General features: G+C 71.2%; 18 protein-coding genes. 6 read left to right on the top strand and 12 right to left on the bottom strand.

The window, feature by feature from the left end; genetic code table 11:
• Positions 1 to 58: 58 nt before the first annotated feature.
• The 7 genes from gvpO to ACH45N_RS14400 form a co-directional block, all read right to left on the bottom strand.
• Entirely contained in the window at positions 59 to 403 is a 345-nt protein-coding gene (gene gvpO / locus ACH45N_RS14430; RefSeq protein WP_397394952.1) for a gas vesicle protein GvpO, read from the bottom strand.
• Positions 400 to 654, bottom strand: a complete 255-nt coding sequence (locus ACH45N_RS14425; RefSeq protein ID WP_397394950.1) for a gas vesicle protein GvpG — start codon at positions 652 to 654, stop codon at positions 400 to 402. Before ACH45N_RS14425 ends, gvpO begins: the two co-directional genes overlap by 4 nt.
• Positions 655 to 657: 3 nt before the next feature.
• On the bottom strand, positions 658 to 1383 hold the full coding sequence (locus ACH45N_RS14420; RefSeq protein ID WP_397394948.1) for a GvpL/GvpF family gas vesicle protein: 726 nt from the start codon (positions 1381 to 1383) through the stop codon (positions 658 to 660).
• Positions 1384 to 1419: 36 nt separating this feature from the next.
• Positions 1420 to 1893 carry a gas vesicle protein GvpJ gene (gvpJ, locus tag ACH45N_RS14415; RefSeq protein ID WP_397394946.1) on the bottom strand — a complete coding sequence of 158 codons (474 nt, stop codon included), beginning with the start codon at positions 1891 to 1893 and terminating at the stop codon, positions 1420 to 1422.
• A gap of 8 nt (positions 1894 to 1901) precedes the next feature.
• Positions 1902 to 2906 (bottom strand): SRPBCC family protein, encoded by a 1005-nt coding sequence (locus tag ACH45N_RS14410; RefSeq protein WP_397394944.1) that lies wholly within the window; start codon positions 2904 to 2906, stop codon positions 1902 to 1904.
• Positions 2907 to 2951: 45 nt separating this feature from the next.
• The gene (locus tag ACH45N_RS14405; protein WP_397394942.1) at positions 2952 to 3623 is read right to left on the bottom strand and encodes a hypothetical protein; all 672 of its coding nucleotides are present in this window, start codon (positions 3621 to 3623) and stop codon (positions 2952 to 2954) included.
• 363 nt (positions 3624 to 3986) lie between these two features.
• Positions 3987 to 4400: a cupin domain-containing protein gene (locus ACH45N_RS14400; protein WP_397394940.1), complete on the bottom strand. Its 414-nt coding sequence runs from the start codon at positions 4398 to 4400 to the stop codon at positions 3987 to 3989.
• 128 nt (positions 4401 to 4528) lie between these two features.
• On the opposite strand from ACH45N_RS14400, the gene ACH45N_RS14395 reads away from it, so the two are divergent.
• On the top strand, positions 4529 to 4699 hold the full coding sequence (locus ACH45N_RS14395) for a carboxymuconolactone decarboxylase family protein (RefSeq protein ID WP_397394938.1): 171 nt from the start codon (positions 4529 to 4531) through the stop codon (positions 4697 to 4699).
• 42 nt (positions 4700 to 4741) lie between these two features.
• On the opposite strand, the gene ACH45N_RS14390 is transcribed toward ACH45N_RS14395, so the two are convergent.
• The 5 genes from ACH45N_RS14390 to ACH45N_RS14370 all read right to left on the bottom strand — a co-directional run bounded on the left by ACH45N_RS14390 (position 4742) and on the right by ACH45N_RS14370 (position 7747).
• Positions 4742 to 5398, bottom strand: a complete 657-nt coding sequence (locus tag ACH45N_RS14390; RefSeq protein WP_397394936.1) for a hypothetical protein — start codon at positions 5396 to 5398, stop codon at positions 4742 to 4744.
• Positions 5395 to 5724: a GNAT family N-acetyltransferase gene (locus ACH45N_RS14385; RefSeq protein ID WP_397394934.1), complete on the bottom strand. Its 330-nt coding sequence runs from the start codon at positions 5722 to 5724 to the stop codon at positions 5395 to 5397. Before ACH45N_RS14385 ends, ACH45N_RS14390 begins: the two co-directional genes overlap by 4 nt.
• Before the next feature lie 68 nt (positions 5725 to 5792).
• Entirely contained in the window at positions 5793 to 6986 is a 1194-nt protein-coding gene (locus tag ACH45N_RS14380; RefSeq protein ID WP_397394932.1) for a glycoside hydrolase family 76 protein, read from the bottom strand.
• Between the two features lie 247 nt (positions 6987 to 7233).
• Complete coding sequence (locus ACH45N_RS14375; RefSeq protein WP_397394929.1) at positions 7234 to 7428, bottom strand: hypothetical protein; 195 nt, start codon at positions 7426 to 7428, stop codon at positions 7234 to 7236.
• A 22-nt stretch (positions 7429 to 7450) separates the two neighbouring features.
• Positions 7451 to 7747 carry a hypothetical protein gene (locus tag ACH45N_RS14370; RefSeq protein WP_397394926.1) on the bottom strand — a complete coding sequence of 99 codons (297 nt, stop codon included), beginning with the start codon at positions 7745 to 7747 and terminating at the stop codon, positions 7451 to 7453.
• Between the two features lie 377 nt (positions 7748 to 8124).
• Here ACH45N_RS14370 and ACH45N_RS14365 point away from each other — a divergent pair, with 377 nt between their 5' ends.
• From ACH45N_RS14365 to ACH45N_RS14345, 5 genes are all read left to right on the top strand, one after another.
• Entirely contained in the window at positions 8125 to 8964 is an 840-nt protein-coding gene (locus tag ACH45N_RS14365; RefSeq protein WP_397394924.1) for a hypothetical protein, read from the top strand.
• A 105-nt stretch (positions 8965 to 9069) separates the two neighbouring features.
• Positions 9070 to 9378: a hypothetical protein gene (locus ACH45N_RS14360; protein ID WP_397394922.1), complete on the top strand. Its 309-nt coding sequence runs from the start codon at positions 9070 to 9072 to the stop codon at positions 9376 to 9378.
• Positions 9379 to 9621: 243 nt separating this feature from the next.
• Positions 9622 to 9885 (top strand): GlsB/YeaQ/YmgE family stress response membrane protein, encoded by a 264-nt coding sequence (locus ACH45N_RS14355; RefSeq protein ID WP_397394919.1) that lies wholly within the window; start codon positions 9622 to 9624, stop codon positions 9883 to 9885.
• A 4-nt stretch (positions 9886 to 9889) separates the two neighbouring features.
• Positions 9890 to 10888, top strand: a complete 999-nt coding sequence (locus ACH45N_RS14350) for a hypothetical protein (RefSeq protein ID WP_397394917.1) — start codon at positions 9890 to 9892, stop codon at positions 10886 to 10888.
• Between the two features lie 275 nt (positions 10889 to 11163).
• On the top strand, positions 11164 to 11622 hold the full coding sequence (locus ACH45N_RS14345) for a methylglyoxal synthase (protein WP_397394915.1): 459 nt from the start codon (positions 11164 to 11166) through the stop codon (positions 11620 to 11622).
• Positions 11623 to 11709 lie beyond the last annotated feature (87 nt).

Raw genomic sequence — 11709 nt, 5'->3', positions numbered from 1 at the left:
CAGGTCACCTCCTTCGCCGGTACCGGCTGCCCCACGTGGCCGCGGCTGTCGTGCCACGTCACCCGTCGTCCGTGCTCCCGCGGATGTAGCGGGTCGTGCGTCGATACCCCAGGAGCACGCCGTGGTCGTCGAGCTCCACCTCGTACTCGGCCATGACGTCCGCGGTGCTCGGCACGCGCGCGTCCTCGACGGCCTCGATCACGACGACGAACTTCTCGTCCTCGGCGCGGATCCCGACGACGCTCTCCAGCCGGCGCCCGGTGAGCTCGACGAGCTGTTCGACCGCCGACCGGGCCGCCTGCACCGCCGTCAGGCGCCCCCGTCCGCCTCCCGTACCGCCCTGTCGCTTGCCCGCCGGACGTCGACGGCCACGCTCACCGGTGCGTGTGTCCGAGTCGTTCATCGCTCTCCCCTCTCCCGGGCGCGGCGGTTCGCCTCGACCAGTCGGGCGACGAGCTGGGCCTCCAGCGCGTCGGCCTCGTCGTCGGACAGGTCGCCGTCGTCCCGCGCCCGGCCGACCTCCTCCAACCGCCGCCGCAGGGTCCCGACGTCGTAGTACTGGCGCTCGGCCTCGTCGCGCACCTGCTCGGCCACCCAGATGGTGCCGCGGACCGGAGCCAGCGGGATGGACAGCAGCCCTCTCAGCAGGCCCATGGTTCACCAGTCCTCGACGAAGTCGTACGGGGCCTGCGGTCCCACGAGACGAAAGGTGATGCGGCCGTGCTCGCGCTCAGCGATCCCTTCGAGCGCGGCCTCGAACCTCGTCCGTCCCGCCCGCCGCACGAGTGCGGCAAGCTCCAGCACCTCGTCGACCTGCCGCGTCTCGTTCTCATGGATCTCGACCGCGAACGGGGCGAGCTCGTCGAGCACGACATCGATGTCCCGCGCCCGCTTGCGGGCGAATCCTCGGACGACGAGCTCGCCCAGCCGGATGCGGGCGTCCCGCAGCGCGTGCGGGGGCAGGTGCCGCAGGGTCTCCCGCAGCCTCGCGATCTTGACGTCCTCCGCGACCAGCTCGGCCAGGACGGTGTCCTGGACGTACCTCGCCCGGACGGTGAGCTGAGCGAGACCGGCCAGCCGGCGCAGCTCGTCGGCGAACGCCGCGCGACGCCCGGCCGGGAAGGCCCGCTCGACGGCCGTCTCGTCGGGCACCACCGTCCCGAACCTCATCGGCAGCACCGCGTGGTCGGCCGCCACCGCGTCGAGCACGGCGACATGGGCACGGATCTCGGCGGGCGTCCCGACGAGCTCGTCGGTGTCGACGTCGGACACGACGGCGGAGACCTCCCCCAGCCCGATCACGCGCACGTCCTTCGCCCCGAGACCGGCCAGGTCGTCGGGCACATCGACGTCGGGAAGCACGAGTCCATAGAGGTACAGCACGCTCCCTCCCCGCAGCGATGGGCGTTCCCGCGTCCGCTAGGACGTGGAGACGCGACGTCGGCCCCGGCGTGAGACCGGTTCGCGCCGCTCGTCGTCGGCGTCGCTCCCGGCTCCCGGCCGTTCCTCCTCCTCGGCCTGCTCCTCGTCCTCGTCCTCGTCGTCCTCGCCGCTGCCGACGAGAGCCTCCTTGGCGGTCTTCAGCACGCCCTTGGTCTTGCCACGTGCACCGCTCTCGGAGATCCCCTCCATCAGCTCCGGCAGGTCCCGGCCGCCGGTCCGGGCGAGGTCGAGCCGGTTGGTGGCCTCGGCGAACCGGAGATAGGTGTCGACGCTGGCGATGACGATGCGCGCGTCGATGGTGATCACCTCGATGCCGACGAGCGACACCCGCACGAAGACATCGATCACCAGACCCTTGTCGAGGATGATGTTGATGACGTCTGCCAGCGAGGCGGACGACGGACGGTCGACGTACCCCGAGCTCGGGGCTCTCGTGGTCACAGCAGTCATCGCGACCCCTACCTGTTCTTGGTCTCGGTCTCCTCGTCGGACCCCTCTTCCTCGTCCTCCTCCTCGTCCTCTTCCTCGTCCTCCTCCTCGTCCTCGTACTCCTCGCCTTCCTCCTCGCCCTCGTACTCCTCGCCCTCGTCCTCCTCGGCGGCGCGCTCCTCCTCCACGACCTCCTCGTGGCTGCGGACCACCTCCTCGTCGTGGATCTCGGCGCGGTATCCCTCGTCGTCCTCGGGGCGCAGCACCGACTCGGTCATGACATGACGCACGAAGTACTTGAGCTCCAGCCGGACGCGCCGGTTCACCGCCCGCCAGATGTTCCCGGTCTTCTCCATGAAGCCCTGGGGGAAGTACGCGACGACGATCACCAGTCGCGTGAGGTCGTCACCCAGCGGGTGGAACGTCACGACGCCGCTGAGATGCCCCTTGGCCCCGCTGGACTCCCAGACGATCCGTCGATCCGGTACCTGTTCCGTGATGACGGTGTCCCACTGGCGGTGGGACCAGAACACCTGGCCCTTGAGCTGGACCTCGCCGGTCTCCTCGTCCAGCTCGGTGTGCTCGACCTTCTTCATGAACTCGGGCCACTTCTCGTACGAGGTCCACGCGTTGTAGACCACGCCGAGCGGAGCGCCGACGTCGATCGCCTCGACGATGTTGTTGAACTTGAACTTCTTGGCGCTCCCGCCGCCCCCACTGCTCCCGCCACCGAAGACGTCCTTGACCTTCTCCTTGACGCCCGTGACCGCGGCGGACAGGCCTGCCTTGACCGGCGACGCACCCTGGGCGAGCTCCTCGGCGCCCTTGGCGGCCGCGGAGGCCTTGGCGCCGCCCCCCTCGGTGCCGGACCCCTCGGCGTACTGGGTGAGCCGGTCCGTCAGGCCGCTGACCTTCTCCGTCAGGTTGTCGACCGCGTGGTCGGCGAGCGCCTTGACGTAGCCTCCGGCCGAGTCGCGCAGAGCGGCGAGCGGCTGGGGTGCCTCCTTGGTCTTCTGGGAGGACTGGTTGCTCATGGGATGCTCCTTCCCGGCACCGCTCGCGGCACCAGGCGCGTGGGACTAGCGGGAGCTCGGCTTCCTCGTCGACTTCCCGCTGGTCGACCGCGTCGTGGACCTCGTCCCGGTCGACTTCTTGGCGCCCCCGGCGGAGGCGCCCTGCTTGGACCGGCCCTGGCCCGAGGTGCGCGACGAGCTCTCCGATGCCGCGCGTCGCCGACGTGCTGCGGACTTCGGGGGGGCCGGTTCGTCGTCGGCCGGTTCGTCGTCGGCCTGTTCGTCGTCGGCCTGTTCGTCGTCGGCCTGCGTCTGCTCGCCCTCGGGTTCGTCGTCCCCGGAGCGCGATTCCGCCGTGGCCTCCTCGGGGGAGGACTCGTCCTCGGGTGCCGGCTCGTCGCCGGTCTCCTCGTCGGCCGGCTGCTCCCCGCCGCGGGACGCGAGGGGCGCTCCCGCACGCTCCTCAAGGTTGGAGACGAGGCTGTCGACACGCTTGGCCGCGGCCGCGACGACGGCGGTCTTGCCCGCCTCGACGAGCCGGCCGGACACCTCATCGGTGAGCTTCTTGATCGCCGGGGTGGAGAGGGCGGCGCCGCCGGCCTTGAGCAGGTCTGGATGTGCCCTGAGCTCTCTGACGCCGAGGGCGCCGGCGACCGCGAGCGCCAGCTTCAGCTTCTTGGTCCGACCGAGCAGGTACCCACCGAGCAGGACCGCCGCGAATGTGAGCTTGTCGTCCATGGTGTTCCTCGCAGTTCGGGACGATCGAACGGTGCGTCGTCGCATCGTATGAGCCCCGGACTTGCACGGTAACACCGGATACCAGCGCTCGCGTGCCCCGCGAAAACTGGGCCTCTCGTACGGTGTTTCCGCAGGTCAGGTAGTTTCCGGAGGCAACTTCTCGCATCGCCGGACCTGCGCGCCGGCCTGGCGACGCAGGAATGACGGGCTCGCCGAGCGCCCCGCGTCCGCCCCCGGTGGGCCGTCGGCGTGCGAGTGACGACGGCGGTGGTGACGATGGCCGTGCCGCCTGCCTCGGCGTGCGCCGCGCACCTTGCCTGTGCGGCGCACGCCGAGGCAGGCGGACCACCGACACGGTTGCGCTCACAGCCGGCCGTACACCTCGTCGGTGACCGGTTCCAGCCATTCGTTGCGCACGTCCGCGCCGGGCGTGACGAGAGCGAGGTGGGAGAACCACGAGTGCGCCTTCGCCCCGTGCCAGTGCTTCGTCCCCGCCGGGACGCGGATCACCGATCCCGGCTCCAGGCTCACGGGCTCCTCACCGTCGGCCTGGTACCAGCCGCTGCCGGCCGTGCACAGCAGAATCTGGTCACCGCCACCGTCACTGCCGTGATGGATGTGCCAGTTGTTACGGCATCCCGGCTCGAAGGAGACGTTGCTGACCGGGACACTCCCGCCCGCGAGCGGGGCCAGATAGCTCTGGCCGATGAAGTACCGGGCGTAGGCATCGTTCTTCTCGCCCAGCGGGAAGGGTTGATCGAACTCGTCGTCGGACATTCGTGTTCCTCGTCTGTTCTGTTCCTGCGCGTCAGTTCCCTGCGCGTCAGTTCCCTGCGCGGCGCGGGCCGGCACGATCCAACGTACGGCGCGGGCACACGACGAGGGATCCCCTGTCGGTACGCCCCTTGACGGAGACTCCCACCGGCCGGTTCCACCTCGGACACGCCCGGCGGAACGGCGTCACCGACGACGAGCTGAAGGAGGCCCTGCTGCAGCTGGCGTTCTACACGGGGTGGCCCAACGGCATGGGCGCGATGACCGTGCTGAAGGGGATCGTCGAGGAGGAGCCCTCCTGACCGGCCCGCATCCCCGTGGTGCACGCGCGGACAGCGCGGCACTCAGCCGATGCTGTCCGCGGCCGCTCGCAGCGCGGCCAGCTCGTCCGGGTCGGACCTGCGGGCGAGCGCGGCGATGTCGCAGATGTAGCGGCGGTGCTCCGCGGGGATCGCCTCGGCGAGCCGCGCCGGGTCCTCCCGCAGGACCCGGTAGATCTCCAGGCCGGCGGCGTAGAACAGGTCGACGAGCTTCGGTTCGCCGGCGGCGTTGCGCAGGACGTTGCCGCTGTTGTGGTCCAGCCCGCCCCAGAACGGGATGGACCGGGCGGCCTCTGCATCGAGCTGCTCCGCCTTCCGGCGCACAACGGTGATCGGGTCGTCCGGAGCGGCGACGTTCCAGCGGCCGACGACGGCTTCCGCCTCCGCCCGCCCGACCGGCGTCAGGAACTCCAGCACGGTGATGCGACCCCCGCCCGCCAAGGGCGCGTCGAGCTCGATGCGCGGGAGCAGCGGATTGCCCTCCAGGGAGCGGCACAGCTCGACGAAGACACCGTAGGCCGGCTCGAACGGGCTGACCCGGGCGACGAGCGCGCCGTCCGGCGACCGCCAGACGGTGGCCCAGTCCCCGAGCCCGCACACGTTCCAGCCGCCGGCGAGGAGTCGGCCGGAGGCCTCGCGGTGCGGCAGGCCGCGGAGGGCCTCGACGTCGAGCACGGTCACCCGCGGCGCCGAAGGATGTGGTTGCGGTCCGGGTGACGTTCGAACCAGTCCACGACGAACGGGCACACGGCCTCGACCGAGCGGTCGCCCCGCTCTTCGAGCAGGGCCACCGCCCGGTCGGTCAGCTCACCCGCATATCCGTGCCCGCGGAAGGCGGGCTCCGTGAAGGTGGCGGTGAAGGCGACTGTGGCGCCGTCGTCCTGGTACTCGAGCGTGCTCACCAGGTCCTCGCCGAGATACAGGGCGTACCGGGAGTTCTCCTCGTCATCGGTGAAGCGCAGGTCCTCGGCGCTGCGCACCAGGGGTTCGCGGGTGCTGTCGTCCATGGTGTCGGTAACCGCTGCTCGTCGCCGACTATTTCTGGAGGAACCGTCTCAGTACGGGTCAGTACGGGTCAGTACAGGATGGACGCCTGCTCGCGGGGCCAGGCCAGCGTGGCGTAGATCTGGACCATCGCCGCCTGCTCCAGCAGCTCGGTGTGCTCGTCCCCGGCGTTGAACAGCCCGGTCGCGGGTTCGCGCTCGGTGCGCCACTGGTGGTCGGCGTAGTCCGCCATGGCGTGCCGGTACGTCGTGCCGCCGGTCACGGACTCCAGCAGCAGGAGGTTCTTGAACCAGATCGAGTTGAAGAACATCGGCTGGCCGTCCAGCCGCCCCTCGGTCACGTAGTAGCGGTAGGACGCCGCCGCGATCGCCTTCGCCCTGGCGAGGTACTTGCTGTCGCCCGTCGCCTCGTACAGCAGGGTGTAGGTGCCCAGCGGGACGCCCTGGTTGTACGACCACTGCGTGCGGTCGATGGTCCCGTCGAGCTTGATGTTGTCCCAGTAGAGCCCGTTCGGCGCGAGCAGGTGCTCGTCGGTCCACCCCACCATCCGCTGGGCCCAGTCGAGGTAGTGCCGCTCCCCCGTGATCAGGTACAGGCGGGTGGCGAGCTGCGCGCCGGGCATCGTGGAGACGGTGTTGCGGTCGGTGCTCCAGGTGGCCTGGGTCCAGAACACGCCGCCGGGCGCCGGGTGCGACGGGTCGGTGTCCCACCCGGAGACCACGAGCTCGAAGATCTCCTCGGCGCGTCCGAGCGCCGCCTCGTCGCCGGTCGCCAGGTACTGCTGCACCTTGGCGAGCGCGACCCACTCGTTGTCGTCGTAGAACATGTCGCCGCCACCGCCGTACGGGGCGCGCGGGTACGAGTCGTAGCCGGGCAGCCCTGTGGTGCCGCCGTCGGCGTTCCAGAAGTGCTCCTGCCCGCGGGCGACGTCGGCGAGATCGTCCTCGAACGACCGCCCCGCGGCCCCCGGCAGCCCGGTGAGGTCGAGCGTCGCGACGTGCGCCTGGGAGTGCGGCCACTCGAACGAGTAGGTGCGGTCGTCGGCCCCGCTCGGGTACCGCTCGCGGTAGAGGCCGGAACCGTCACCCGCGGCCATGTACTCGCGCATCGCGTCGTACGACGCGAGCGCCCGCTGCACCTGGGTGCGCTGCGACACCGCCGGGGCGCCGGCCGGCTGCGCGTCGGCGTCGGCGTCGGCGGGGGCCGCCGTCCCCAGCGCGCAGGCCAGCGCGACGACCGTGGCGGCAACTCTGGTGAACCTCATCGTTCGCTCCTTCGTTCGGTGGTGCTCGGTCGTTCGACGGCCGATGTCAGCGCTGTCATCGTCGTGCGCGAAACTCCGGCATCATCATCGATTCCCTTCGTCACGCCCTGCGGAGAGCCTCGGCGCCCGCGCCCCGAGGCGCCCGACCGTGGACGACGGGGTGTCGGACCCAGCCTCGCGAAGTCTCCCTTGACTCGGACAGTCCTGGACGTCCGGCGGTCAGGCTAGGGGATGCGGACCTGACCGGTCAACGACTCCATCCGGCCGGGGACTCGTGAGCCCCGGCCTGGCAGGCGAGACAGAGCAGCGTCGACTCGACGACCCCGCGACGCACGAAACGCTGACCCAGCTCGACGGCGACCTCGTCGCACTCCGGGCACATCCACGGGCCGCCGGCGCCCTCGTGGACCGAGCTGATGATGTCCTGCCATCCGCTGTTCACGGCGAGGACTCTATCCGGGCGCTCAGGGGGTCGTCCCGCGAGCGTCGCCCTCCGGCGACGCCGCGGACCGCAGGAACTGCATCACCCGCTCCGCGGGCACCTCGCACGGCTTGAGCACGGCGCCGTCCGCGGTGAACCAGATGTTCGCGCCGAGCCCCTCGGCGCTGCCGAGGCGTTCCGCCTCCAACGAGACGACCTTGCCTCCGGCACGCGTGGTGCGCGTCACGCCCCACGTCTCGCCCGCCACCCGCGCACGGGACCAGCCCTCGGGTATCGCCCCGATCAGCGCGTCCAGCCCCTCGTCATGCGACTCGCCCATGCACTCACCCCTCTCGCAGCGTGGCCGCCCCGACGTCCGAGGCGCACCCGCCTCAACCTCGCCGCGCGGGTGGCTTGTTCCCAGTGGCGGCGCACACACTCGTGGGCACCGCCTGGGCGCCGTGAAGTCCGAACTTCACCGGCTCTCCCGTGGCGCGGGCCACACTCCCCCGCGGCCGTTCGTGGTCCCCGTGGGGCTCCGGCGTCGACTCACCTGCGACTTCACCTCCGACCCGTGGATCCGGGCACGAGGCGGGCTCTCGCCCGACGCCCCGGTCGGTACGGCTTCGGGCGGGCTGCCGCGATCGCACCACAGCAGCCACCTCCTCACACGTTCGCCTCACACGTTTCTTCCACCGGTCAGGGCATCGTTGGCCGGTGCTCTTTGCCATGCCTGCCCGCCAGCGACTCAACCCCCTGCGATCCCGCACCCCCGGTCCGATCTCCCTGACGCGCGTCGTCGCCACCTTCCTCCTCGCGGTCCTGCTGTTCGGACCAGCCACCGCCCCGGTCACCTACGCCCTCTCCGCCTCCTCCACCGGTGCCGCCGGCGGAACAGGCGAGGGCCCCGGCAGCGGTCACCACCGTGCCGGTCACGGCGGCCACGACCGCCGGGACCCCCGCGACGGCGAGGGCCGCGGCCACGCCGACCGCGCCGACCGCGCCTCCCGCAGCGGCAACCGGGTGACGGTGCAGCACCTGCCCACCGGTCTCACCGCGAAGACCGTCGACGGCATTCCGGTGTCCCTGGACCGGAGCCAGCTGCGCCACGCCGCCACCATCATCTCCGTGGGCTCCCGCACCCGGGGCGTCGGGCGTGACGGGATCATCGTCGCGCTCATGGCCGCCCTGACGGAGTCTCACCTGCAGATGCTGGCCAACCCCGGCGCCTACCCGGCCTCGGTCAAGCACCCCCACGACGGCGTCGGCCAGGACTTCGACAGCCTCGGACTGTTCCAGATGCGCCCTGCCGCCGACTGGGGCAGCGTCAAGCAGCTCATGCGACCGGAGTACCAGGCCGCCGCCTTCTTCGGTGGCCCGGACGGACCGAACGGCGGTTCGCCGCGAGGCCTGCTCGACATCGACGGGTGGGAGGACCTGCACCCGGGGCAGGCCGCCCAGGCCGTCGAGGTCTCGGCGTACCCCGACCGCTACGCCCAGTACAAGCCCGTCGCCCGCGCCGTCCTCGAGCGCCTCACGCCGGATCGCGACAGGTAGGCCGTCCTCGATCGGCGCGCGGACCCGCGCGAACGGCTACCGTGTTCGAGATCGAGGGTGGACGAGGCCCGGTCCCCTCGTAGGCGCACGACAGGAGACTTCACGATGACCACGGATGCCCGCTACGAAGCTCTCAGGACCGCCCTCGAACAGGACCCGGACCGCGACGTCACCGTGCGTGAGGGAGCCCTCGTGGTGAATCAGACGGCGTTCGCGTTCCTGGCGGGCAGCTCGCTCGCCGTCCGGCTGCCCGCCGGCCGCGCGGACGACCTGATCAAGCGCGACATCGCGGAGTTCCTCCGGCACGACCCCGGCGCCGACTGGGTGACGGTCTCGGACCCCGAGGACTGGCCCGAGCTCGCCGCCGAGGCCCACGAGCTCGCGAGCGGCCACCAGCCGGGCAACCGGTCGTGACACCGGTCGGGTGGCCGGCCGCTGCCACCGGGCCCAGAGGCCCAGAGGCCCAGAGGCCCAGGAGCAGCCGCCCCCGGCGGCGGCACCAGGTCACGGCCGGTACGAAAGCGCCCGCGAGGGGCACGGCTCTCCCCTGGCGAGCTTCGGCCTGCCGGGTGAAAGTGGTTTCGCGACAGATCGTCGTCCAGGGCTGAGCCCGAGCGTCCCGTGGATACGGGGGACGCACTCTCGAACGGAGCTGCTATGGGAATCATCGGCTGGATCCTGATCGGACTCATCATGGGAGCGATCGCCCGGGCGATCCTGCCCGGCAGAGCTGCCGGGGGCTGGTTCATCACGCTCGTCGTCGGAGTTCTCGGCGCGCTGCTGGGCGGCTGGATCGGCGGAGCGCTCTTCGACGTCCAGGTCAACGAGTCCTTCTTCTCGCTGACGACGTGGTTCTGGGCCCTCATCGGTTCGCTCATCGTCCTCGCCATCTGGGGAGCCGTCGCACGCCGGCGAGCGTGACGACGTGGAACTCGTCCGTGTCGGACTCGTGGCCGACCCGGCCGCCCCGACCGTGATCGCCCGAGGAATGGCTGACCTGGGCCCGCCCGACGGTGGCGCCGCGTGGGACGTCACCGTGGTGAGCGAGCCGTTCACGACCGGGTCCGAGGACATCCGGACCGCGATGGACCGCTTGTGGGACGAGGCCCGCGATCGAGACTGGGACCTCGTCGTCGGCCTGACCGAGCTCCCGCTGCACGACGGCGACGGCCGCCACCTGCTGGCCGACACCGACCCCGATCGACGGACCGCAGTACTCTCCCTGCCCGCGCTCGGCGGGCTCCGGGTCCACACCCAGGCGCGGCGGGCGGTGCGCTCGCTGGTCAGCAGGATGGCGGAGCCGAGCGAGGCCGACGAGCACCGCGTCGTCCTGCCACGCCTGCGTGGCAGGTGGCGGCTGCTGGCCGGCATGGTGCTCGCGAACCGTCCGTGGCTGTTGGTACCCGGGCTGAAGTCGGCACTCGTGGCCGCGCTGGCGACCGGCGCCGTGGCCACGATCAACTCGACCGTCTGGGTCCTGGCGGACTCGCTGTCGTGGTGGCGCCTGGTGATCGCCTCCGTCGCCTCGGTCGCCCTCGTCGTGGCCTGGCTCGTGATCGACGGGGGACTGTGGGACCGCCCCGAGGACGACTCGCCCCCGGCACGGGAGAGGTCCCGCCTCTACAACGCCTCGACCGTGCTGACCCTGCTGGCCGGTGTGGCCATCTGCTACGTGGCGCTCTACGTCGTGAATCTCGCGTGGGCGTTGTTCGTCCTGGACCCCGACGTGATGGGCGGCTACGTCGAGGCCACGCTCGGCTACAGCGACCTGGCGGTCCTGGCCTGGTTCGTCGCGTCAGCGGCGACCGTCGGCGGTGGCCTCGGTTCCGGCCTGGAGTCGGACGAGGCGATTCGCGCCGCCGCCTACTCCAAGCGCGAGGAGGACCGACGCGAACGCCTCGCGCGCGACCGGCACGATGAATAGCACCCGTCTCGCCCGCAGCCCCGGACCCCGGGCACCACAGCCATCCGCCGGTCGGTTGTTTTCACCCGTTCCGGACCATGCTCAGGGCCGACGACCCACGTAGGCTCCCGGCAGGGCAGAGGCCCGGGAGACTCCCCGGGTCGGGACCCGAGCACGGGGTCTGGGCCTGCGCTCGGGCAGGAGCTGGGACCGTCGGCCTGGGGATTCGGGGGTCCCGGCTCCTTGGGCTCATCGAGCCCTGGCACAGCCTGCCCCGGCGCCGATCGGAGGTCTCGATGAACCAGGCCGTCAAGCAACGTCATATCGCCCTGGTCGCGCACGACAACATGAAGGTCGAGCTCCTGCGCTGGGCCGAGTACAACCGGGACACGCTCGCCGAGCACCAGCTCTACGCGACCGGCACCACCGGCACCATGCTCGAGTACGAGCTCGGCCTCCCCGTGCACCGGTTCCTGTCCGGACCGGTCGGCGGGGACCAGCAGATCGGTGCCCGGATCGCCGAGGGCACTCTCGACCTGCTGATCTTCTTCTGGGACCCGCTCGAGGCCCAGCCACACGACCCGGACGTCAAGGCACTGCTGCGGATCGGTGCGGTGTGGAACGTACCCATGGCCTGCAACGTGGCCACGGCGGACATGATCATCTCCTCACCGCTCCTGTCCAGCGACTACGAGAACCGCCGACCGGACCTCACACCCCGCGACTGGGACCGGACCCCCGAGTCCCCGGCCTGAGCCGACGGTCACGCCGTCGCGGGCTGTCCCTGCGTCCGGCCCTGGCGCGGGTCGGAGAGGTTCCGACGCGCCGCGCGCGGACCTCGC

Source organism: Promicromonospora sp. NPDC019610 (assembly GCF_044389365.1).
Taxonomy (GTDB): Bacteria; Actinomycetota; Actinomycetes; order Actinomycetales; family Cellulomonadaceae; genus Promicromonospora.
Note: the sequence above shows the minus strand (reverse complement) of the source record. Positions and strands in the feature narration are given on the sequence as shown.